The organism is Ruegeria sp. HKCCD9138 (assembly GCF_057220975.1).
Map to the genome: position 1 here is coordinate 345,011 of NZ_JBWVAZ010000002.1, position 22,649 is coordinate 367,659.

A 22,649-nucleotide genomic window follows, 5' to 3' on the forward strand; every position below is an offset into this window, starting at 1 on the left:
GGCTCGGGTCCATTGTGGCGCCATGAATGCGCCGTTGTCGATCACACTGAAATCACCCAAGGAAACCTGCGATTTCGCTGCCCGTCTGGGGGCGACTCTGCAACGCGGCGACGTTCTGCTTCTGGATGGGCCGATAGGTAGTGGCAAGACCCATTTCGCGCGGTCCCTGATCCAGTCCGTGATGACGGAACCGGAAGACATCCCATCGCCCACATTCACGCTGGTTCAGGTCTATGGAACCCGGATTGGCGAGGTGTGGCACTCGGATCTGTACCGCCTGACCGCAATTGAGGAAGTCGAGGAACTGGGTTTGACCGAAGCATTCGAGACTGGCATTTGCATTGTCGAATGGCCGGACAAGTTGGGCACTGTCAGCCCGAAATCGGCTCTAACACTGAAGTTTCAGACCAGTCCCGGAGACGATGACGTCCGGCAATTGGACCTGCTTTGGTCCGATCCGAAATGGACCTCGCGACTGGAGAATTCGTTATGACCAACCGGGCTATTCTGGCCGAGGCGCTGATCGCCCGAACACCGTGGACCGACGCCGCGCATGCCCCACTGGCCGGAGATGCATCGAACCGTCGTTATGAGCGTCTGACCGACCCAATCAGTGGCCGGACCGCTGTATTGATGGATGCGCCACCGGAAAAAGGCGAAGATGTCAAACCATTCGTTCGGGTCGCTGAGTATCTTCGTTCAATCGGTTTGAGCGCGCCCGAAATCTATGCCGAAGACAGTGAATTCGGCTTTCTATTGCTTGAGGATCTGGGCGACGATCTGTTCGCGCGTGTTCTACAGAAGGATCCTTCGTCCGAGCGGAAATTATATGATGCCGCGACAGACGTTCTGGTCCACCTGCATGCGGCACCGGTGTTGTCCCTGGACAGCTACGATCCGGCTTTGATGACCGAATATGCTGCGCTGGCCTTTACGAAATACGCGCAAGGCATCCTGGGCAGCCATGACGCGGACGCGCGGTCACGTTTTGAGCTGCGTTTTGCTGACATCCTCCACCGCGAGACCGGCGGAACTCGGGTCGTCGTGTTGCGGGACTACCATGCCGAAAACCTGATCTGGCTACCGGACCGCGAGGGCGTCGCCCGCGTCGGTCTTCTGGATTTTCAAAGCGCCATGCTGTGCCATCCGGCATACGATCTCATGTCACTGTTGCAGGATGTGCGTCGCTCGGTTCCTGCCGGAATCGAAATGCGCATGATCGACCGCTATATCACCGCCACAGGCGTCGACAGCCATGACTTTCGCACGGCCTACAGCGTTCTGGGTGCGCAGCGGAACCTGCGCATTCTCGGCGGATTTGCCCGACTGGCCACCGACTACGGCAAACCGCATTACATCGATCTGATTCCGGCCGCCTGGGCTCATCTGATGCGCGATCTGGAACACCCTGCCCTGGTTCCCGTCGCTGACATAATTCGCGAATCTCTGCCAAAACCGACCCCCGAGAACCTTGCCAGGCTGAGACAGCAATGACCGGAATACCGCGCGCCGTCATGTTGTTCGCCGCAGGGTTCGGCACCCGCATGGGGGCGCTTACGAAGAATTGCCCGAAGCCCCTGATCCCGGTCGCCGGCCGACCCCTGATCGACCACGCACTGGATCTTGTGGAAGATCTCCAACCGGAACGTACGGTCGCCAATATTCACTACCGGGCTGATCAAATGGCCGCGCATCTGAAGCCCAAGGGCGTTCTGTTGTCCCATGAAACGCCAAATATCCTGGAAACCGGCGGCGGTTTGCGGGCGGCGTTGCCGCTGCTTGGGCCTGATCCGGTGTTCACGCTGAACTCTGATGCCGTTTGGTCAGGGCCCAATCCCCTGACATTGCTGCAAAAAGCATGGGATCCAACAAAGATGGACGCTCTACTTATGTGTGTCCCCGTTGGTCACACGATCGGCCATGCCGGGTCCGGCGATTTTGCCGCAGATGCCGACGGGAGGATCACCCGAGGTCCCGGCCTTGTTTATGGCGGCGCGCAAATCCTTATAACCGACGGGCTGCACAGCTTTGAGCACGAGGCGTTTTCACTAAACCTGCTATGGGATCAGATGATTGAAAGTGGTCGCCTTTTCGCCCTCAGCTATCCCGGGCGATGGTGCGATGTGGGCCGGCCCGAGGGGATCCCGCTTGCCCAAGGGCTGATCGCCGATGTTTGAACCCTCCACCGAGCCAAAGGTTTTTGCCGCACCACCGGGTGCGGACTTTCCCAAGGTTCTGGTAAACGGCCTGCGCGAACGCTCCGCCAACCAATCGCCCGAAGCATTGGCCCGCGTACAACTGGTGGTGAACACCCGGCGTATGGCGCGTCGCGTCCGCGACCTGTTCGATCAGGGTCCACCTTGTCTGCTTCCAAAACTGTCGCTTGTCACAGATTTGGGAGAAAGCGTGGATCTGGCGCGGATACCGCCGGCCATTCCGCCCTTGCGACGCAAACTGCAACTGACCCAGTTGATCGCCAAACTGCTCGAACAGCAGCCGGATTTGGCCGCCCGGTCATCGTTGTTTGACCTATCCGACAGCCTCGCCGCCCTGATCGACGAAATGCAGGGTGAAGGCGTATCGCCCGACGCCATTCGCCAACTGGATGTCAGTGACATGTCCGGCCATTGGGCGCGGGCGCAGGCCTTTATCGGTATTGCGGATAACTTCATCTATTCAGACGGTGGCGCGTTGGACGCGCAGGCGCGGCAACGACTGGTGGTGGAATCGCTGATCTCGCACTGGCAGGAAAACCCGCCTCGGCATCCGGTGATTCTCGCTGGCTCGACCGGTTCCCGTGGAACCACACTCATGTTGATGAAAGCCATTGCGCGCCTGCCGCAAGGGGCGCTCATCCTGCCCGGTTACGATTTCGACCAGCCTCAGGCCGTCTGGCAAAGCATGGATGATGCCCTGACGTCCGAGGATCATCCCCAGTACCGGTTTCAGAAACTGATGCGCGAACTGGAGCTGCACCCGGATCAGATCACCCCATGGACCGGAGATCAGGCCCCCTCGCCCAAGCGTAACCGGTTGATTTCCCTTGCTTTGCGCCCGGCCCCCATCACTGACGCCTGGATGAGCGAAGGCCCACGCCTGAGCGATCTAGACGGTGCAACCGCCGACTTGACGCTTGTCGAGGCCAACTCACCCCGTGCCGAGGCGTTGGCCATCGCGCTGCGCCTGCGTCAGGCGGCTGAGACGGGCCAGACGGCCGCCCTGATCACACCTGACCGGATGTTGACCCGTCAGGTCAGCGCCGCGCTGGACCGCTGGAACATTCTGCCTGACGATAGTGCCGGTCTGCCGCTGCAGCTGTCTCCTCCGGGCCGTTTCCTGCGACATGTGGCAGGTTTGTTTGCCCGTCGGCTTGACGGCGAGGCTTTGTTGACACTGCTGAAGCATCCACTTTGCCATGACGGAGGCGAGCGCGGCGTGCATCTACTGCATACGCGTGACCTGGAGCTTGAGTTGCGCCGCAATGGCCCGCCATTCCCCGATGCTGCCAGCCTTTCTGGTTTTGCAACCCGAAAGGACGCCGGCGCGGAGTGGGCACGCTGGGTCATTGAACACTTCTGCGACCAGCAAATGCCGGGAGAGCTGCCTTTGGACTCCTGGGTCACCCGGTTGCGCAGCCTTGCCGAGGCGATTTCGGCGGGTTCAACTGGCGAAGCCGGCACGCTTTGGGACAGGAACGCAGGCCAAAAAGCGCTTGCCGTCCTGACCGCGCTTGAGGGTGAGGCAGGCCATGGCGGCAGGATGACAGCCCATGACTTCGCTGATCTGCTGGGCGCTTTGCTTGCGGGCGAAGAAGTACGCGATCGCGACGCCCCTCATCCGCGCATCATGATCTGGGGGACGCTGGAAGCCCGCGTCCAGGGGGCCGATCTGCTGATTCTTGGCGGCTTGAACGAAGGCAGTTGGCCCGAAGCCGCGGCGCCCGACCCCTGGCTGAACCGGCAAATGCGTGCCAAGGCCGGATTGTTGCTGCCCGAACGGCGGATCGGCCTGTCAGCGCATGATTTTCAGCAAGCCGTGGGCGCGGCCGAGGTTTGGCTGACCCGTTCAACACGGTCGGATGACGCCGAAACCGTGCCGTCACGTTGGCTGAACCGTCTGACCAACCTGATGAAGGGGTTGCCGGGGCAGGGCGGACCTGAAGCGCTGGCCGGAATGCGCCATCGTGGTCAGCGGTGGCTGCAATGGTCACAGGCGCTGGAACACGCGCCGCGTTTGGACGCCGCACATCGCCCGTCCCCCCGACCTCCGGTCGCGGCCCGTCCGCGCCGCCTGACGGTGACCGAGATCAAACGTCTGATCCGCGATCCTTATGCGATATATGCCAAACACGTATTGCGGTTGAGGCCGCTGGATCCGTTGGCGCAGGCTCCGGATGCTTTGTTGCGCGGGATCGTTATCCACGAGATTCTGGAGCACTTCATCAAGGACAGCGTTCTGGATACCGCCTTGCTGACCCGCGAGAACTTTCTGAAACGTGCAGAAACACTGTTGGACTTACATGTGGCATGGCCAACCGCGCGGACGCTGTGGCTGGCCCGTCTGACGCGAATTGCCGATGCCTTCCTGAACGCGGAAACCGAACGACGTGCTGATGGTGGGCCAATTGCATTTGAAGCGAAGATGGATCTGAAACTCGCGCCGCTCGATTTCACCATATCCGGCCGCGCGGATCGGATCGATCGAAACAGCCGCGGCGCGCTTCGGATTATCGACTACAAAACCGGCACGCCACCGTCAGAAAGCCAGCAGGCCAAGTTCGACAAACAGCTGCTGATCGAGGCCGCACTGGCCGAACAAGGCGGAATCGAAGGGTTGGACCCTATGCCCGTGGCTCAGGCCACCTTTGTCGGCATGGGCGGCACATACAAAGAGGTCCCCGCACCGTTGGACAAAGAACCGCCCGACAAGGTTCTGTCCGACCTAAGACAGCTAATTTCGGCTTATTTAGAGCCTGATCAGGGCTTCTCATCCCGTCGCATGCTGCACAAGGACACAGATGTCGGTGATTATGACCATCTGGCACGATTTGGCGAATGGGACCGCACCGCCGAGACGCGCTCCGAGGACCTGACATGACCGTCCGAAATGATGCGACCGAACGGCAAGTACAGGCCGCGCGGCCCGATGCTTCGACCTGGCTCGCGGCCAATGCCGGCTCGGGCAAGACGCGAGTACTAACCGACCGTGTGGCGCGCTTGCTGCTGGATGGGGTGCAGCCACAGCATATCCTGTGCCTGACCTACACAAAGGCGGCCGCCAGCGAGATGCAGAACCGCCTGTTCAAGCGCCTTGGCGAATGGGCGATGCTAGGCGATGCACCATTGTTGGCGCAGCTAACGGATCTGGGGATCGAGGGCATTGTCGACCCCGACAAGCTCGGCCGGGCCCGTACATTGTTTGCCCGAGCAATCGAGACACCGGGCGGGTTGAAAATCCAGACGATCCACTCGTTTTGTGCGTCACTGCTGCGTCGTTTTCCGCTTGAAGCCGGGGTCAGTCCGCAATTCACCGAGATGGAGGACCGCGCGGCAGCCCTGCTGCGCGATGAAATCCTTGAGGATTTTGCCGACGGCCCGCATGCACGGCTTGTCGAAGACATTGCCCGGTTTGTGACCGATACCGGTTTTGAAAGGCTGACCGCCGCGATCACGCAAAAGCGGAGCCTGTTTTCCCGACCTCTCGGCTGGGTCGATCTGCTACGGCGGTTCGACTTGCCCCAAGGATTTGACGAGGATGCACTGGTCGAAAGCGTGTTTCTGGGGGGTGAGGTCGACCTGATTCAGTCTTTGCTGCCTGTTCTGGCCGAGAGCGGCGGCAACAACGCCAAGGCAGCGACAAAACTTGCCATGGTCAACGAGCCTCAATTGGCTGCTCTTCCCGTTTTCGAAGATGTCTTTTTGACCGGTAAAGGGGCGAAAGAGCCCTTTACCGCCAAGATCAGCAACTTTCCAACCAAGGCTTTGCGGGAAGGCACGTTGGCGGACCGGATGCCGAAACTCGAAGCCCTGATGCTGAGGGTTGAGGCCGCGCGAGAGCGGCGGCTTGCGCTTGTCGCCGCCCAGAAAGCACATGTTCTGCATCGGTTCGCCGCTGCGTTCCTACCGGAATACGAACGCCGCAAACAATTGCGCGGCTGGCTGGATTTCGACGATCTGATCCTGCGCGCCCGGCAGGTGTTGAATGACCCGGCCGTGGCGGAATGGGTGCTGTACCGCCTTGATGGAGGCATCGATCACATTCTGGTCGACGAGGCACAGGACACCAGCCCCGACCAATGGGACGTCGTGGAAAAACTCGCGCAGGAATTCACCAGCGGGGAAGGCGCCCGATCCGGGGTTGAGCGCACGATATTCGTAGTCGGAGACAAAAAGCAGTCGATCTACTCGTTTCAGGGCGCCGACCCGCAAGCTTTCGACCGGATGCGGGAACAATTTGGGCGGAAGTTGCAGGAATCAGGCTCTAAACTGTGGGATTGGACGTTGGAGTATTCCTTCCGCTCCTCCAGCGCGATCCTGTCTCTGGTCGATTTTCTGTTCGAAAACCGCATGGAAGCGGGATTTCACAAGGAGTCGCAGCACCGCGCCTTCAAGGCGGACCTCCCTGGTCGGGTCGATCTGTGGCCCGTAATCGAAAAAGTTGAAGACGATGAGGACGGCGACTGGACTGATCCCGTCGACCGACCCGGTGCTCGGCATCACACCGTGGTTTTGGCCGAAAAAGTTGCAAACTCGATCAAGGCGATGATCGATACCGGTGAAACAATTCCGGACGACGGCACTGAACCCGGCAATTACGTGCGCCGAAAAGTGCGGCCCGGCGATTTTCTGATCCTTGTCCAGCGCCGCTCGGACTTGTTTGCCGAGATCATTCGCGCCTGCAAGGCAGCCGGTTTGCCTATTGCCGGGGCCGACCGGTTGAAAGTGGGCGCGGAACTGGCGGTCAAGGACCTGGCCGCTTTGCTGAATTTTCTGGCGACGCCGGAAGATAGCCTGTCTCTGGCCACGGTCCTGAAATCTCCGCTATTCGGTTGGTCCGAACAGCAGTTGTTCGATTTGGCGCATCGGCGGACGGATCCCTTTTTGTGGACAGCCCTGCGCAACCGGGCCGAGGAGTACCCGGAAACGCTGGCCGTTCTGAACGACCTACGCGGACAGATCGACTTTCTGCGCCCATACGACCTGATCGAGCGCATTCTGACCCGCCACGATGGTCGTCGCAAACTGCTCGGTCGCCTGGGGGCCGAGGCGGAGGACGGCATCAACGCATTGCTGTCGCAGGCGTTGGCTTACGAGCGTACGGATATTCCAAGCCTGACCGGATTTCTGATCTGGATGCAGACTGACGATCTGGAAATCAAGCGCCAGATGAGCGGGGTCGGCAACATGATCAGGGTGATGACCGTTCACGGCTCGAAGGGGCTGGAAGCGCCAATCGTGATCCTGCCGGACACCGGTAAACGCCCGCCGCCAAGGGACGCCGAAATCATGGTCGCCGACGGAATACCGGTGTGGAAGGTACCGGCTGACGGCTCCCCCGATCTGATTGCACGCGCACGAAGCGAGGCACGCGAAAAAGAAGAAAATGAACGGCTGCGTTTGCTCTATGTGGCTCTAACACGGGCCGAAAAGTGGTTGATCGTGGCCGCAGCGGGGGATGTAGGCAAAGACGGGTCCAGCTGGTACCAGATGGTCGAAGCGGCAATGGCGAAGGCGGGGGCCGTTCAGGTCGAAGGAACCGATATCCTCAGATTGGCCCATGGGGATTGGGCGGGATTGCCGCTGGTGACGCAATCTGACACACCCATCCAGCCCGGAGTGTTGCCGGATATGTTCCATTCATTGCCGCCAGACCCGGTTCCGCCACAAGACACGCTGAGCCCGTCTGACCTCGGCGGGGCAAAGGCTTTGCCCGGAGACGACGGGCTGGACGAAGAGGCCGCCAAGCTGCGCGGGGCACGTATTCACCTGTTGCTGGAGCATTTACCGGCTGCGCAGGATCATGTCTGGCCCGAGCTTTGCACCCGGCTACTGCCGGATATGCGGGATTTGGAGAGGCGGGACTTGTTGGACGAGGCGGCAGCAGTCCTGAGTGCAAAGCACCTGAAACCGGTATTTGCGCCCGAAGCACTGGCCGAAGTCTCGCTGTCGGCGGATCTGGGCGGGGTGAGGGTGCACGGGATCATCGACCGTCTGATCGTCACCGACTTGGAAGTTCAGGTTGTTGATTTCAAAACAAATGCCACGGTTCCTGCCGCCGCCGAGAACTGCCCCGAAGGGCTGCTGAGACAAATGGGGGCCTACGCGAAGGCCCTTTCGCAAATTTATCCGGGGCGCGAGATCCGCACCGCGATCCTTTGGACGCGCACAGCCAGCCTGATGTGGCTGCCGCACGAACATGTGACAGAAGCGCTGGAGAGGGCGAGGGTGTCTTGACCTCCCAAATCGCCGCACCTACGTTCTGAACCCAAGCATCCCCATTCAGGAGACAGACAATGTCGACCGTAGCCGTAACCGATGAAACCTTTGACGCCGAGGTCAAGAACTCGGACGTCCCCGTTGTTGTGGATTTCTGGGCCGAATGGTGCGGCCCCTGTAAGCAGATCGGTCCCGCGCTCGAAGAACTGGCGTCCGAATACGGCGACAAGGTGAAAATCGCCAAGGTCGACGTGGACAGCAACCCGAACGCCGCCGCCGCCATGGGCGTCCGCGGCATTCCGGCCCTGTTCATCTTCAAGGACGGTCAGGTCGTATCGAACCGCGCAGGTGCCGCCCCAAAAGCCGCACTGCAAAGCTGGATTGAAGAATCCATCTGATCCAATGTGATTGGTAAAGATCAAAGGCGCCTTGCAAAGGGCGCCTTTTTTATTGAGATATCGGAGGAGCAGATGGCAAAGAAACGGGTTCTGGTGGAATTCGGTATGGGCACATCGCTCAGGCGGGAAGACTACACCGAGGCGTCTCTGCGCGCGATCAGGGATGCGCTGTGGCACAACTCGATCAACATGGCCGAACTGTTCGGCTTTCCCAAGGAAGCGATGATCATCGATGTGGAGATCGGGGTTCAGAAACCGGATCAGGTCGATGCAAGTAAACTCTCTGCTGTGTTTCCGTATGGCCAGCCCAGGATCACCGTCACCAAGGGGGGTCTGGATATTGAAAAGCCCGGCGGGTCGGGTCGCACGATTATTGCCAATGCGGCTTTGTCCGTCTCGTTCGATTTGGAGCCCGCACGATGAGCGAGAAACGTATCATTCTGGAAATGGGTATGGGAAATGACCTGTACGGTCAGGACTACACCAAGGCAGCCCGCCGCGCGGTGCAGGACGCACTGCATCACTCATCGATCACCTTGTTTTCAAACCTTGGAATCGATCACAACAAGATGCGCGTGCAGGTAACGATCGGGGTTCAGAACCCGGAACAGGTGGATTGCGTCGCCGTGGCGGCCGACCTGCCGAGAGGCCGGGCAGACGTGCGCGCGGTAGTGGGCGGTCAGGATGTCTTTGACGAAGTGGCGGGCACACGGCATGTCGTTGCAACTGCCGCCATCGAAGCCTTCATTCCGGATCAAACCGGCACATATGTTTTGAGCTGAAAAAGAAAAAGCCGCTCGGGTTTCCGGGCGGCTGTTCCAAATCGGTATTACTGGCGAAGGATCAGAGTTTCGCGATATCCGCGCGGGTCAGTCCGATATCGTCCAGTTGGGCGTCGGTCAGTTCCGACAGCAGCTTGCGGGTCTTACGCGAAGTGTTCCATTCGACAACAGCGTCGAATGCGGTGGTGAACGTGTCCACTACGTGCAGGATGGTAGCTGCTCCGAGCGGCGCATGAATGTTTGCAGTGGTTGCCATGTGCGCAGTCCTTTTAAGTGAAACAGCCGACCCGGTGTCGGTTGTAAGGCTCATTTAGGATCAAAGCCCGAGTCTCACAATTGCTGGTTCAACAGCCCCGGATTGCGTTTTGTGCATATCTTTTGAGCAGTTTGGGAACGGGTTGCGCCCTCTGCCTGCGCGGCCCATATAGGACGCCAGAGATTACGGAGGCATTCATGGCAGACAGCGATTTTCCCGGATGGCATGGCACGACGATCATCGGCGTCAAAAAAGGTGATGAGGTCGTCATTGCCGGGGACGGGCAGGTCAGCCTGGGTCAGACTGTGATCAAAGGCACCGCGCGCAAAGTGCGGCGCCTGTCGCCGGGCGGGTTCGACATCCTCGCCGGATTTGCCGGATCAACGGCCGATGCCTTCACGCTGCTGGAACGGCTTGAGGCCAAGCTGGAAGCCACGCCGGGACAGCTGGCGCGTGCCTCGGTCGAGTTGGCCAAGGACTGGCGCACCGACAAATATCTGCAAAAGCTCGAGGCGATGCTGATCGTCACTGACGGCAAGGAGTTGTTCGTGATTACCGGGGCAGGGGACGTGCTGGAGCCTGAACACAACGTGGCCGCCATCGGGTCGGGCGGGAACTTCGCCCTCGCTGCCGCGCGCGCGATGATGGGCGGCGATAAATCTGCCGAACAGGTGGCGCGCGAAGCAATGGCAATTGCCTCGGATATCTGCGTTTACACCAACGGCAATCTGACGGTCGAGACCATCTCAGGCTAACAGCGCTTTGATCTCTTTCCCTTTCCAGCGCATGTGCATCCCGATCAGGCCCAACACGGCCGTCACGATGACGATGTAATAGGGCATGCGGATGTCGACGCTCATCAACCCACCACCGATGAGCGACATGACCCCGCCTGCCAGGCAGAATACAGCTGTTGTCACACCCATGACCCAGCCCTGATCAGCCTCGCTGACGGACGAAGAAAACAGGCCCAGCATGGTCGGGTAGGACACACCGAAAAAGAAATAGAAAAAGAAGACGGGAACGTAGCTGAGGACACCGCTGGGGCTGAAGGCAAAGCCAAAGCCGCAGATCACCATCACCACCAATGAGGTGTAAATGATCGTGTGTTTGCTGACCCTTTCCTGAGCGGGTTTGACAAGGAACGTACTGGAAAACGCGAGCGCAAAGCCGATCACGACCATCGCCATACTGCCGCCAATCACCCCATAGCCCCACGCGCTGGTCAGGAAATTGTCAACGAACACATAGAACGTGACATTAGCGATCATGAACAGCGCGTAGACCGGCAGGATTTTCAGGACCATCGGATGCCCCCGGACGGCAATCAGGCTGTCAGTGATATCCCGCGGCCGGAATACAAATGCTGCGCGTTCGGTGCGGGTGTCCCGGAAATAGAGCAACACAAGGAAAATGGCGATCAGCACCAGTACGAAGGCGCCGTAGAAGGGGGTTTTCAATGTCGCCGCGCTGCCCAGAATGGCGGCGTCCGACAGAACCGCTCCGATGATCGGTCCGCCGACCAGACCAAAACTGACGCCGGTCACGATGTAACCCATGTTACGGTCGCGGTCCGCCGCGTCGGTGCTGCCGTCGATCATCGCCGCCTGTGCAATCGGTTGATTGCCCGCGGTGAAGCCGGTGATCGATCGCCCTACAATCAGCAGCAGAAGGCTGTCTAGGTACAAAGACGCAATTGTAATTGCGTAGCCTGCAAGAGCGCCGCCCAGACAGATCAGCAAGGCGTTCTTGCGCCCGATCGAGTCCGAAACCTTCGATACGTAAACGACGCCCAGGAACCACGACAGGAAGAAACAGCCGATCACCAGCCCATAGTAGAAATGCCGGCGCCCATCCGGGGTGCTTTCCGGCAGAAATCCGGACTTCGTCTCCATGATCAGTGAATTGATAATGGGAAAGACCAGGCCCTGCCCGATCAGGTCGACAAACACCACAAACAGCAGGGTGATCTTGGCAATCCTCGTCATAAAGCACGCCCCCGGTTCGAAAATTTTCCGAGGAGTGTAGCAGACGGAGGTCGCGACACCTAACAGTGTCTCGGAGGCCGGACATGATCCGGCCTCCGCAGGTAGGTTTAGTTCAGTGATGCAACGCCCAGCGGCACACCGGCAACTTCGCACCAGATGTAGACTTCGTTGTAACCCGAGATGTCCATGGTTGGCGGTACTGCGTATGACTGTTTGCCGGTCAGGTTCAGCAGCGCGCCCAGCTTGGTGTCGGGATCATATGTTCCGTCCTTGCCCAGCGCCACGCGCGGATCGGGACCGCCATCCAGCGAGAAGTCTTCGCCCAGTTCGACAATATAGCGATCGCCGTTCTTGATCACGTTTACGGAACCGGTCGTAATGTGGTTCGACCGGCCTTCGAATTGGCCTTTTTTCTTGCCTCCGGCCAGGGCAGCATTGGTGCCGGCCAGTGTCAGGGCCGCGCCCGCGGCAGCAGCATTCACAAAAAGCGAACGACGAGTCATCATGATGTGTTTCTCCGATTTCAGATACGGACAGGTTTGCCCGTCGACGCCGTTTATGGCGCACGGACGGTTCACGAAGCGATTCACATCATCACGAATTTCCGTGTGCTTTTCGTGTGTTGGCGTGAGATCAGCGTGATCAGCTTGTGTTTTCGCGCCTTATGATTAGGTTCCGGTTCGAAACAACGGGATAGAACACACATGACCGACCTGACCCCGCGCGAGATTGTCTCGGAACTGGACCGCTTCATCATCGGGCAAAAGGATGCCAAGCGCGCCGTGGCTGTTGCGCTGCGAAATCGCTGGCGGCGCAAGCAGTTGTCGGATGATATCCGGGATGAGGTTTATCCCAAGAACATCCTGATGATCGGCCCCACCGGTGTCGGTAAAACCGAAATCAGCCGCCGTCTGGCCAAGCTGGCACGCGCGCCTTTCATCAAGGTCGAAGCCACCAAGTTCACCGAAGTGGGCTATGTCGGACGTGACGTGGAACAGATCGTGCGCGATCTGGCCGATGCGGCCATCATCCAGACCCGCGAATACATGCGCGAAGACGTCAAGGCGCGCGCGCATCAGGCCGCCGAGGATCGCGTGATCGAGGCCATCGCCGGCACCGATGCCCGTGAAGGCACGCGCGATATGTTTCGCAAGAAGCTCAAAGCCGGTGAGCTGGACGACACAGTGATCGAACTGGAACTATCCGAAACCTCGAACCCGATGCCGATGTTCGATATCCCCGGACAGCCGGGAAGCCAGATGGGCATGATGAATCTGGGCGATATCTTCGGCAAGGCTTTCGGCGGGCGAACCGTCAAGAAGCGGATGACCGTCGCCGAAAGCTACGACGCCCTGATCGGGGAAGAGGCGGACAAGCTGCTGGATGACGAAACCGTCACACGTACCGCGCTGGAGTCGGTGGAACAGAACGGCATCGTGTTCCTGGACGAGATCGACAAGGTCTGCGCCCGAACGGATGCGCGGGGCGGCGATGTCAGCCGCGAAGGCGTGCAGCGCGACCTGTTGCCCCTCATCGAAGGGACAACCGTGTCGACAAAGCACGGCCCGGTCAAAACCGACCACATTCTGTTCATCGCATCGGGGGCGTTCCATATCGCCAAGCCCTCGGACCTGTTGCCGGAACTGCAGGGTCGATTGCCGATCCGGGTCGAGTTGCGAGCGTTGACCGAAGCGGATTTCGTGCGCATCCTGACCGAGACCGACAACGCGCTGACCCGTCAGTACACTGCCCTGATGGGCACGGAAGAGGTCACGGTCGGGTTTACCGAAGACGGCATTGCCGCTCTGGCCCGCATTGCGGCCGATGTAAATCAAAGCGTCGAGAATATCGGCGCGCGGCGTCTGTACACGGTGATGGAGCGGGTTTTCGAGGAGCTTTCCTTTACAGCCCCCGATCAGGCCGGAGCGGAAATTACCGTGGATGCGAAATTTGTGAATGACAATCTAGGCGAGCTGACCAAATCCACGGACCTCAGCCGTTACGTTCTGTAACAAAGCCCGGCCGGATTTTGCCATCTGCCATCAAGGTATGGCTGGACGCCGGGCCGGAATTGGGTAGCGTGGGCACAAAACCTCATTGGGACGACTGTGCTGCGCTATCTAATCATCTGTGTGACCCTGTTGTCGCTGTCCGCTTGCGTGGATCGGTCTGTTACTGAAACGGTGCCCGACGCGTTGAGGGTCGGCACACCGGCTACCGTCTTTGCGACCACCACGCGCGCCAAAGAAGCCGACGGAACATACGGATCCAGACGGGCCGAGGCGCTGCGGTATCTGGAGCTGACCGTTTCCATCCCACCATCGCATACGCCCGGGACGCTGAACTTTTCATACGCGAACCCCAACCCCAACAAGCAGTTTGTTGTGGCGGACGTCACCGAGTACTCGGGACCGCAGGAACTGAAATCTCGTCTGCGCGGGGTCGAGGACGTAATCATCTTTGTTCATGGGTATAACGCCACGCAAACCGAAACAGCTTTCCGCGCCGCGCAACTGAGCCACGACATCGGAATTCCCGGGACAACCTTCATCTATTCCTGGCCCAGCAAGGGCAGTGGAACAGGATATGCCTATGATCTGGACAGTATGCTGTTTGCACGCGATGGGCTTGAAAGCACCATTCGCAACCTCAAAGCGATGGGTGTGCGCCGGGTGATCCTTATGGCGCATTCGATGGGCGGCGCCTTGTCGATGGAGATGATGCGACAGGCCGAACTGCGCGAACCTGGCTGGTCCCGGCGAAATCTGGAAAGCGTAATCCTGATATCCCCGGACCTGGATGTGGATCTGTTCCGGTCGCAGATGGACAGCATCGAATCTCCGCCCGATCCATTCATAGTGATGGTGTCAAAAAAGGATAAGATCCTGAACCTTTCCGCCCGGCTGCGCGGCACTGCGGACAGCCAGCGGTTGGGCAATATCAGTTCGGTCGAAGCGCTGGCCGAATATCCGATCAGTGTCATCGACACCACGGCGTTCAGCAGTGATGCCGGATCGTCGCATTTCGTGGCCGCGACCTCTCCGGCACTGCTTGCCATCCTGAGTTCGGTCCGCCGCGTCAGCTCGACCTTTGGCCCGGATCGACCCGGTATCGACGTCATCGCGCCCCCAAGCACGCGTAACCCGGATGGCGCGACCGAGATCGTGCTGACAGAGACCGGGCAGGCGCAGGTCAGCTCTCCGTGACGCAGTTCAGGCTGCGCCAGTATCTGATCCAGAACGCAACCTGGCTGGGCGCGGGTGTTCTGCTGACCTTCCTGTCCAGCTTTGGGCAGACTTTTTTCATCTCGATCTTTGCCGGCGAAATCCGTGCCGAATTCGGGCTCAGCCATGGCGCTTGGGGTGGGATCTATTCGCTCGGCACCACGATGTCTGCCGTTGTGATGGTCTGGGCAGGTGGGTTGACGGATATATTCCGCGTGCGCGCCCTCGGGCCGTGGATATTGGCTGGACTGGTGGCGGCAGCGCTTGTCATGGCGCTGAATACCTGGGTTGTTCTGCTGCCGTTAGTAGTCTTCCTGCTGCGTCTGTTCGGGCAGGGGATGAGTACCCATATTGCCATGGTTGCCATGGCCCGTTGGTTTACCGCGACAAGGGGGCGGGCATTATCCATCGCGACAATGGGCTTTGCCGCCGGCGAAATTGTGCTGCCGCTCAGCTTTGTGGCGGCCATGACGGTAATGGACTGGAGGTGGCTATGGGTCGTCGCGGCGGGCATTACCGCGCTTGGTGTTCCGGTTTTGATACGCCTGCTTCGACAGGAACGCACACCGCAAAGCCTGGCCGAATCCTATTCTGCAACAGGAATGGAAGGGCGTCACTGGACGCGGAAAGAGGCGTTGTTCCATCCGTTGTTCTGGTTCATGGCGCCTGCGCTGATGGGGCCGTCAGCTTTTGTTACCGCATTTTTCTTTCACCAGGTCCATCTCGCAGAAATCAAAGGCTGGGCGCATATCCAGCTGGTGGCCCTTTTCCCCGCGTACACAGCCGCATCCATGCTGGCGATGTTTGCGTCCGGCTGGGCGTTGGACAAATGGGGCACGGCTCGGATGATGCCAACCTATCAACTGCCGATGGCTGTTGGATTTTCCGTCCTGTCACTTACAGCGTCAATCGGCGGTGCGGCTTTGGGACTGGTGATTCTGGCTCTCACCGTCGGGGCAAACAGCACTTTGCCCAGCGCGTTCTGGGCCGAGTTTTACGGAACCCGTCATATCGGTGCGATCAAGGCCATGGCCACGGCATTGATGGTTCTGGGGTCGGCGGTTGGGCCGGGATTGACCGGCGTCCTGATCGACACGGGTATCCCGCTGGAGACGCAATTCCTCTGGATCAGCGTTTTTTTTCTGTTGTCCTGTCTATCTGTCTGGGTTGGCGTCAGCCGCGCGGCGCGCAGCCTTTAGCGATTGCGTCGCAGATATACGTAATATGCGCCGTCACCACCATGGCTGATATGAGCTGGGGTCACCTGTAACACAGCCTGAGCCAGCGGCGGCAATGACAACCATTGCGGCACCTGATTGCGCAGAACCCCGCGTGGTGTAGGGATCGGGCCGGGCTCGTCCCGGTCCTTACCTTTGCCTGTGATCACCAGAACCAGACGCTTGCCGGACGCCTGCGCTGTCAGAATAAACCGAACCAGCGCAGGGTGGGCAGTGTCGACACGCATCCCGTGCAGGTCAATTTTGCCTTCAGGCTTCAGCTTGCCGCGCTTCATGCGGCCGAATGCCTTTGTGTCCATTTGCACAGGGCTGGTCCGCAGGCCTTCGGTGACGGAAGGTTTCAGGGTGTTTTGGGATGGCTTGACCTGAGCATTCTGCCCCAGCTCAAAAGCCTCGATCCGGGATTTTGGCGTTTTGGTTGGTTTCGGCTTGGGCAGCGTAACCGGATGTACGGTCTGAGGCAGTTCCGGGTGCAGCCGCTCTGCCTGTTTTGCCACCTTGCGCCACAGCTCGATCTCTTCAGCCGTCAGTTTGCGCCGGGACATCAGAATTCATCCGGCAACAGGGCATATGCGCGCTGGATCGGCAGCAGGACAACCATCCGGCCGGGATCTTTCAGGCGACCAGCGGCCTGACCGGCGTCATCTCCGGTACCAAAGAAGATATCAGCCCTTTGGGCCCCTTTTATGGCGGCTCCAGTGTCCTGTGCGATCATCAACCGCCGCAATGGCTCTTTGCCGTCCTTTTCGACCCAGACCGGGGCGCCCAATGGCGTGTAGGCCGGGTCCGCCGCGATACTGCGCATCGTGGTCACTGAACGGTTCATCGCACCCAACGGGCCGAACTCGGGCGCGACACGGGTAACCTCGCGGAAAAAGACATAGGATGGATTGTGGAACAACAACTCGGCCCCGGCCTCGGGGTTTTTGCGGACCCAGGCGCGGATCATCTGGGCGCTGACTTCATGCGCGCCCAACGCCCCGCGCCGCACCAGTTCCGCCCCAATGGATCGATAGGGATGCCCGTTCGCGCCACCATACCCGACCCGTAAGGCACTGCCATCCGGAAGGCGAATACGGCCCGAACCCTGAATCTGCAGAAAGAACAACTCGACCGGGTCGTCGACCCAGGCGATTTCCAACCCGCGCCCCTGCATCACATCCCCCGTCAGCAATTCCCGACGGCTGAGCCACTGCCCAACCTCGCGTGCCTCGGGCGGCATCTTGTAGAGAGGATAGCGGTACTTTTCAGACCGGGTTTTCGACCCATCCAGTTCAGGTTCGAAATACCCGGTAAACAGCGCGTCTTTACCGTCCTGGACCAGAACCGGTCGAAAAAACAGTTCGAAGAATGACCGTGCGGCGTCGGACTCATAAGTCCGGGCAACCGCGCACAGCGCTTGCCAGTCCGGATCATCCAGATCAGCGCAAGTGTTCAGAAAGACCGCAAGCGCGGCGCCGTGATCGTCCTTGGCCCAGCCGTCCAGATCTTCAAATGACAGAATGGACCGCGTCGCCTCGGCTCCGGCGGCGCTGGCGGCAGTCATGACAACCACCAGAAAAAGCGACCGGAGTGCGGCAATCATGCGTCCGTGGCAACAAGCAGCCAGTTCGGATCGTCCGAGCCCATGACACGGGCAAAGGTCCAGCTGTCCTTTTGGCGTTTGACGGTGTTGGGGCTGCCTTCGATGATATCGCCGCCGCGGTCGCGCACGACCGAGGTCAGTTCGCCCACGAATTTCATGGTGATCTCGGCCTCGTTTGTATCCTTGTCGAACTTCGCATCGGTCAGTGAGGTCTCCCGCACTCCGATGAATTCAGCTTCGATGGTCAGGCCCTTGTCTTCGCGGTCAGCCACGACGGAAACGAAAGTGTCAAAAACCTCTTCGGACAGGAAGGGTTGGATTTCGTCCAGATTGCCCCGTTCGAAACCCATCACGATCATCTCATACGCGCCGCGCGCACCCTGCACGAACTCGGTGACCGAGAATGCGGGCTCGACCCGTTTCATCGCGGCAAGCGTCTGCGCCTGTTCGCTGTCTTCGGGGACATGATCCGTGATGTCATGGTCCGGGCCGCCTTCGATCACCTCAAAGTCACGCCGCGACTTGTTCGCACCGGGCTGCTGCTGCAACGGCGGTTTTTCAAAACCTTCCCGCGTTCCAAGCACGCTTCTCAGGCGTAAAATCAGGAAAATGGCAATTCCGGCCAGCACCAGAAGCTGGATCAGGGGTGAATTCATTTTGTCCTCTTTTCAGAACCGAGACTTTGTACACGCGGCCTCATGCCACTATGTAGGTGACTGTTGATGGCAAGTCCACATCCCGGCCTATGGTAAAGGATAACGCAAATGTATCTGTTCTTGGCATTTTTATTGGTGCCGATCATCGAAATCGCCCTGTTCATTCAAGTCGGTGGATTGATTGGCCTGTGGCCAACGCTTGCGATTGTGGTTCTGACGGCTGTTCTGGGTACCGTTTTGGTTCGGACACAAGGTCGCATGGCATTGGCGAACCTTCAGCGATCCTTTGCCGAGCTGGATGATCCGACCGAACCGCTGGCCCATGGCGCGATGATCCTGTTGTCGGGTGTTTTGCTGCTGACACCTGGCTTTTTCACCGATGCGGTTGGATTTGCCTTGTTGATCCCCCGCATTCGCGTTGCAGTTTTCCGCTACCTCAAATCCAAGGCGACGATAACGCATTTCCAGATGGGAACTGGGGCACAATTCCGGTCGGGCGGTCAATCGTTCGATCAGGGCGACATCATCGACGGCGAATTCTCAGAGGTTCGGCCGCGCAAAGACCCTGCCAAGCCATCGAAATGGGTCGAAGGGCCGCACCAGCATTGAGGTGTCCCGCCCAACTTGGTAAGCAGTGGCGAAATTCATATTTGGAGTAGTTCCATGGCCGAAGAAGGCGCCACAGAAAACACCGCGGCCCAAGCCGCCCCGCAAGTTCAGATGCGCGTTCTGTCCCAGTTCGTGCGCGACATGTCTTTTGAAAACGTCATGGCACAGAAAGGCGTGTCGGGCGAGGTACAGCCAGAGATTGCCGTTCAGGTGAACCTGGATGCGAAAAAGCGCGCTGCGGATCATCAGTTCGAAGTTGCGATCAAACTGAACCTGAAATCCAAGGCCAAAGGGCTGGAAGACGTTCTGTTCCTGTTCGAGATCGACTATTGCGGTCTGTTCCACATCGAAGGTGTGCCGGAAGACCAGCTGCACCCGTTCCTGATGATCGAGTGCCCACGGATGCTGTTCCCTTTCCTGCGCCGCATCGTCAGCGACGTGACCCGCGATGGCGGCTATCCGCCAGTCAATCTGGACAACATCGACTTCGTTGCGCTGTACCGCAACGAGCTGATGCGCCGCCAGGCCGAACAGGCGCAAAAGACCGAAGCCTGATCGATTGACCCGCGCCGGGCCGAGGTCAGGCGCGGGTCCACAGGGCGTTTTCGCCCAGCTTTTCCACAAATTCCTGATGAGCGGCCTGTTCCTGTTCGGTGATCCGGCTGGGCAATGGTGTCGGGCGTGGTGCCGGGCGCCAGTCGACTTCGCCGCCTGACGTTCCAGTGGCCACAGACGACAGTCCGAAGTCCGGCTGGCGACCGCCAATCAGTTCCAGATAGACCTCGGCCAGAATTTCCGAGTCGAGCAAGGCTCCGTGCAAGACCCGGTTCGAATTGTCGATCCCGAACCGCCGGCACAAGGCGTCAAGCGAGGCGGGTGAGCCGGGGAATCGTTTGCGTGCGATGGCCAGTGTGTCGATGGCCTGATCCATCGGGATCAGCGGGACGCCCATCCAACTCAATTCGGCATTCAGAAACTTCATGTCGAACGAGGCGTTGTGGATCACCAGCTTCGCGTCACCGACAAAATCGCGGAATCCCTGGCCGACCTTGGAAAAGACCGGTTTGTCTTTCAGCGTGATTTGCCCCGGCTCCGCAGGGCGGGGTGGGTCCAGCAGGTCGGGGCCAATACCATGCACGCCGAATGCCTCTTCCGGCATAGAACGTTCGGGATTGATGTAGACGTGATAGGTTTCACCGGTGGCGACATGGTTCCAAAGTTCGACGGCGCCGATTTCAACGATCCGGTCACCGCTTTCAGGATCGAACCCCGTGGTTTCGGTATCCAATACTATTTCACGCATCCGCCATTCCCGCCCTGATCTGCCTGACCACATTTTGCACCTGCACGCGGGCGTGGTCCAGCGTATCCGTCACGATCACAAAATCCGACCGCGCGCATTTTTCGTTGTTCGGCATTTGCTTGTCGCGGATCTGTTCGAACTGGGTTTCGGTCATGGTTCCGCGCTCCATGACCCTGCGTTTTTGTTCGTCTGCCGGGATCGATACACAGGCCACTGCATCCATCGCCGCATCGCCGCCGGTTTCGAATAGCAATGGAATGTCGAACACCAAAATATCAGCCGCTGCATTTTCGCGAAACGCAGCACGGTCTGCCGCTACCAACGGATGCACAATCGCTTCGATTGTCTTCAGAGCCTCAGCATCGGACGCGATAATCGTCTTAAGCGCGGTCCGGTCGACGGCACCATCTACGATGGCCGATGGAAAAGCCGCTGACATCGGATCGATTGCCGCGCCGCCCCTGGAATACACCCTGTGCACCGCCGCATCAGCATCCCAAAGCGCGCAGCCTTCGTCCACGAACATTTGTGCGGTGGTGCTTTTTCCCATCCCGATCGAGCCTGTCAGGCCAAGCGCGAAACTCATGCCAGCGCCGCCGCGCGAGTTTCCGAATCCACCTCGGGGCGCAATCCAAACCAGCGTTCGAACCCCGGAACCGCCTGGTGCAACAACATGCCCAAACCATCCACCGTGGTGCATCCGGCCTCTTCGGCCTGTGCCAGCAGATGCGTTTTCAACGGCACGTAGACCAGATCGGTTACAACGGCACCGGGCTGCAAACCGTCCAAAGGCACGCGCAGTTCCGGCTGACCCTGCATTCCAAGTGACGTAGTGTTGACCACAAGCTCGGCTTCTTCGATGACATTCCCCGCTTGAACCCAGTCGACCACAGTAATCCGCTGACCGAATTCCTCTTTCAGGTGATCAGACCGGGTGCGGGTGCGATTGGTCAGCAGAATTTCGGGCACACCGGCCTGTGCCAGTGCGTGCAGAACAGCGCGCGCCGCTCCGCCGGCACCAAACACCACTGCCGGACCGTCTTTTGGGTTCCAGTCCGGCGCACCGCTGCGCAGGTTTTCCATGAACCCGTAGCCGTCTGTGTTGTCAGCGTGGATCGAGCCATCTTCACGAAACACCAATGTGTTTGCCGCACCGATGACAGACGCCCGGTCCGACACATGATCGGCCAGACGCAATGCCGCTTCTTTATGTGGCACGGTCACATTGGCCCCGACAAAGCCGGCCTTTGGCAATGTACGCAATACCACCTCAAGATCGGCGGAGGCCACATCCATCGGAATGTAATGCCCCACCAAATCGTAGGTTTTCAACCAATGCCCATGCAGTTTCGGCGATCTGGAATGTGCAACAGGATGTCCGATCACTCCGGCCAGGGGGATGCGGTGGTCCGTCATTGATCAATCACTCCGTTAACGGCCAGGAAATTGAGAAGCTCCAACAGGGGCATACCCAAGACGTTAAAATAGTCGCCGTCAATGGTGGCGAACAACCGGACACCTTCTTCTTCCAGCTTATAAGCACCGACGGCATGACGAATACTGTCCCAGTTCCGCGCCACGTAGTCACGCAGATAGGCATCCGAACTGACGCGCATCCGCAATCGAACCTGCCCGACATGCCGCCAGAGGGGTTCACCATTCTGATAGATGACGGCCGCAGACAACAACATGTGCCGCTTGCCCCGCATCGCCTTTAGCTGGGCCATCGCCTCTTCCGGTGTTTCAGGCTTGGACAAAACCTGCCCGTCGAAATCCAGAACCTGATCGCAGCCCAGCACCATGGCATCGGGAAACTTGTCACTGACCTTGCGCGCTTTCATTTCAGCCAGGGTGTCGGCAATATCGCGAGGTGAGGCGCCTTCGGCCAGCAAGGCTCGCTTGGCGGTGTCCTCGTCCACCCGGGCAGTCTGAACTGAAATCGGCACACCTGCATTTCGCAACAGTTGCGCGCGGATCTCGGACCCAGAAGCCAGGACAATGGGGACAGACATGTGGAAAACCCCGTGTGCAATTCGATGAACGTTCCGGGGTGGTTTGTATGGTTTTCTGGTTGACACGCAACCCGGGGAATTTCGCGAAAATCTTCTCCGAGTCGCTCGGATACTATCCAGTCGGGACAAGGATAAGTTCGGAATTCAGGATAACCGGGTTGTC

General features: G+C 59.2%; 24 protein-coding genes. 14 read left to right on the plus strand and 10 right to left on the minus strand.

Features of this window, described 5'->3' with window-relative positions; genetic code table 11:
- Positions 1 to 22: 22 nt before the first annotated feature.
- The 8 genes from tsaE (at position 23) to AC2TEL_RS04985 (ending at position 9,615) form a co-directional block, all read left to right on the plus strand.
- Positions 23 to 493, plus strand: a complete 471-nt coding sequence (gene tsaE, locus AC2TEL_RS04950) for a tRNA (adenosine(37)-N6)-threonylcarbamoyltransferase complex ATPase subunit type 1 TsaE (protein WP_480902293.1) — start codon at positions 23 to 25, stop codon at positions 491 to 493.
- Positions 490 to 1,494, plus strand: a complete 1,005-nt coding sequence (locus AC2TEL_RS04955; protein ID WP_480902295.1) for an aminoglycoside phosphotransferase family protein — start codon at positions 490 to 492, stop codon at positions 1,492 to 1,494. Before tsaE ends, AC2TEL_RS04955 begins: the two co-directional genes overlap by 4 nt.
- On the plus strand, positions 1,491 to 2,177 hold the full coding sequence (locus tag AC2TEL_RS04960; protein WP_480902297.1) for a nucleotidyltransferase family protein: 687 nt from the start codon (positions 1,491 to 1,493) through the stop codon (positions 2,175 to 2,177). Before AC2TEL_RS04955 ends, AC2TEL_RS04960 begins: the two co-directional genes overlap by 4 nt.
- Positions 2,170 to 5,097 (plus strand): double-strand break repair protein AddB, encoded by a 2,928-nt coding sequence (gene addB, locus AC2TEL_RS04965; RefSeq protein ID WP_480902300.1) that lies wholly within the window; start codon positions 2,170 to 2,172, stop codon positions 5,095 to 5,097. The genes AC2TEL_RS04960 and addB overlap by 8 nt, the downstream gene beginning before the upstream one ends.
- Positions 5,094 to 8,453, plus strand: coding sequence for a double-strand break repair helicase AddA (addA, locus tag AC2TEL_RS04970; protein WP_480902303.1), 3,360 nt, complete (start codon positions 5,094 to 5,096; stop codon positions 8,451 to 8,453). Before addB ends, addA begins: the two co-directional genes overlap by 4 nt.
- Before the next feature lie 59 nt (positions 8,454 to 8,512).
- Positions 8,513 to 8,833, plus strand: a complete 321-nt coding sequence (gene trxA / locus AC2TEL_RS04975; RefSeq protein WP_480838588.1) for a thioredoxin — start codon at positions 8,513 to 8,515, stop codon at positions 8,831 to 8,833.
- Positions 8,834 to 8,905: 72 nt separating this feature from the next.
- Entirely contained in the window at positions 8,906 to 9,256 is a 351-nt protein-coding gene (locus AC2TEL_RS04980) for a Lin0512 family protein (protein ID WP_480902304.1), read from the plus strand.
- Complete coding sequence (locus tag AC2TEL_RS04985; protein WP_480902306.1) at positions 9,253 to 9,615, plus strand: Lin0512 family protein; 363 nt, start codon at positions 9,253 to 9,255, stop codon at positions 9,613 to 9,615. Before AC2TEL_RS04980 ends, AC2TEL_RS04985 begins: the two co-directional genes overlap by 4 nt.
- A gap of 61 nt (positions 9,616 to 9,676) precedes the next feature.
- On the opposite strand, the gene AC2TEL_RS04990 is transcribed toward AC2TEL_RS04985, so the two are convergent.
- Complete coding sequence (locus AC2TEL_RS04990; RefSeq protein WP_480838594.1) at positions 9,677 to 9,871, minus strand: DUF1127 domain-containing protein; 195 nt, start codon at positions 9,869 to 9,871, stop codon at positions 9,677 to 9,679.
- A 197-nt stretch (positions 9,872 to 10,068) separates the two neighbouring features.
- On the opposite strand from AC2TEL_RS04990, the gene hslV reads away from it, so the two are divergent.
- Positions 10,069 to 10,626, plus strand: a complete 558-nt coding sequence (gene hslV, locus AC2TEL_RS04995) for an ATP-dependent protease subunit HslV (protein WP_480902308.1) — start codon at positions 10,069 to 10,071, stop codon at positions 10,624 to 10,626.
- Here hslV and AC2TEL_RS05000 read toward each other — a convergent pair.
- Together AC2TEL_RS05000 and AC2TEL_RS05005 are read right to left on the minus strand one after the other, a co-directional pair.
- Positions 10,618 to 11,859 carry an MFS transporter gene (locus AC2TEL_RS05000; protein WP_480902309.1) on the minus strand — a complete coding sequence of 414 codons (1,242 nt, stop codon included), beginning with the start codon at positions 11,857 to 11,859 and terminating at the stop codon, positions 10,618 to 10,620. The two genes, hslV and AC2TEL_RS05000, sit on opposite strands and share 9 nt — an antisense overlap.
- 107 nt (positions 11,860 to 11,966) lie before the next feature.
- Positions 11,967 to 12,365 (minus strand): DM13 domain-containing protein, encoded by a 399-nt coding sequence (locus AC2TEL_RS05005; protein ID WP_480838600.1) that lies wholly within the window; start codon positions 12,363 to 12,365, stop codon positions 11,967 to 11,969.
- Between the two features lie 198 nt (positions 12,366 to 12,563).
- Here AC2TEL_RS05005 and hslU point away from each other — a divergent pair, with 198 nt between their 5' ends.
- The 3 genes from hslU (at position 12,564) to AC2TEL_RS05020 (ending at position 16,282) form a co-directional block, all read left to right on the plus strand.
- Positions 12,564 to 13,871 carry an ATP-dependent protease ATPase subunit HslU gene (gene hslU / locus AC2TEL_RS05010; RefSeq protein WP_480838601.1) on the plus strand — a complete coding sequence of 436 codons (1,308 nt, stop codon included), beginning with the start codon at positions 12,564 to 12,566 and terminating at the stop codon, positions 13,869 to 13,871.
- 96 nt (positions 13,872 to 13,967) lie between these two features.
- A complete protein-coding gene (locus tag AC2TEL_RS05015) occupies positions 13,968 to 15,065 on the plus strand; it encodes an alpha/beta hydrolase (RefSeq protein ID WP_480838603.1) in 1,098 nt (365 codons plus the stop codon).
- Positions 15,062 to 16,282, plus strand: a complete 1,221-nt coding sequence (locus tag AC2TEL_RS05020; RefSeq protein ID WP_480838605.1) for an MFS transporter — start codon at positions 15,062 to 15,064, stop codon at positions 16,280 to 16,282. Before AC2TEL_RS05015 ends, AC2TEL_RS05020 begins: the two co-directional genes overlap by 4 nt.
- Here AC2TEL_RS05020 and AC2TEL_RS05025 read toward each other — a convergent pair.
- From AC2TEL_RS05025 to AC2TEL_RS05035, 3 genes are read right to left on the minus strand one after another with little or no spacing between them, the layout of a single operon-like run.
- The gene (locus tag AC2TEL_RS05025) at positions 16,279 to 16,866 is read right to left on the minus strand and encodes a Smr/MutS family protein (protein WP_480902312.1); all 588 of its coding nucleotides are present in this window, start codon (positions 16,864 to 16,866) and stop codon (positions 16,279 to 16,281) included. The genes AC2TEL_RS05020 and AC2TEL_RS05025 overlap by 4 nt on opposite strands.
- Positions 16,866 to 17,906 carry a murein transglycosylase A gene (mltA, locus tag AC2TEL_RS05030; protein WP_480902314.1) on the minus strand — a complete coding sequence of 347 codons (1,041 nt, stop codon included), beginning with the start codon at positions 17,904 to 17,906 and terminating at the stop codon, positions 16,866 to 16,868. The genes AC2TEL_RS05025 and mltA overlap by 1 nt, the downstream gene beginning before the upstream one ends.
- Positions 17,903 to 18,562: a Tim44/TimA family putative adaptor protein gene (locus AC2TEL_RS05035; RefSeq protein WP_480838611.1), complete on the minus strand. Its 660-nt coding sequence runs from the start codon at positions 18,560 to 18,562 to the stop codon at positions 17,903 to 17,905. Before AC2TEL_RS05035 ends, mltA begins: the two co-directional genes overlap by 4 nt.
- 108 nt (positions 18,563 to 18,670) lie before the next feature.
- Here AC2TEL_RS05035 and AC2TEL_RS05040 point away from each other — a divergent pair, with 108 nt between their 5' ends.
- The gene (locus tag AC2TEL_RS05040) at positions 18,671 to 19,171 is read left to right on the plus strand and encodes an FxsA family protein (protein WP_480902316.1); all 501 of its coding nucleotides are present in this window, start codon (positions 18,671 to 18,673) and stop codon (positions 19,169 to 19,171) included.
- 54 nt (positions 19,172 to 19,225) lie between these two features.
- A complete protein-coding gene (secB, locus tag AC2TEL_RS05045) occupies positions 19,226 to 19,726 on the plus strand; it encodes a protein-export chaperone SecB (protein WP_480838614.1) in 501 nt (166 codons plus the stop codon).
- Positions 19,727 to 19,751: 25 nt separating this feature from the next.
- Here secB and dnaQ read toward each other — a convergent pair whose 3' ends face one another.
- From dnaQ to AC2TEL_RS05065, 4 genes are read right to left on the minus strand one after another with little or no spacing between them, the layout of a single operon-like run.
- Entirely contained in the window at positions 19,752 to 20,474 is a 723-nt protein-coding gene (gene dnaQ / locus AC2TEL_RS05050; protein ID WP_480902319.1) for a DNA polymerase III subunit epsilon, read from the minus strand.
- A complete protein-coding gene (gene coaE, locus AC2TEL_RS05055; RefSeq protein ID WP_480902321.1) occupies positions 20,467 to 21,060 on the minus strand; it encodes a dephospho-CoA kinase in 594 nt (197 codons plus the stop codon). The genes dnaQ and coaE overlap by 8 nt, the downstream gene beginning before the upstream one ends.
- Positions 21,057 to 21,890 (minus strand): shikimate dehydrogenase, encoded by an 834-nt coding sequence (locus tag AC2TEL_RS05060; RefSeq protein ID WP_480902324.1) that lies wholly within the window; start codon positions 21,888 to 21,890, stop codon positions 21,057 to 21,059. The genes coaE and AC2TEL_RS05060 overlap by 4 nt, the downstream gene beginning before the upstream one ends.
- Positions 21,887 to 22,486: a Maf family protein gene (locus tag AC2TEL_RS05065; protein ID WP_480902325.1), complete on the minus strand. Its 600-nt coding sequence runs from the start codon at positions 22,484 to 22,486 to the stop codon at positions 21,887 to 21,889. Before AC2TEL_RS05065 ends, AC2TEL_RS05060 begins: the two co-directional genes overlap by 4 nt.
- Positions 22,487 to 22,649 lie beyond the last annotated feature (163 nt).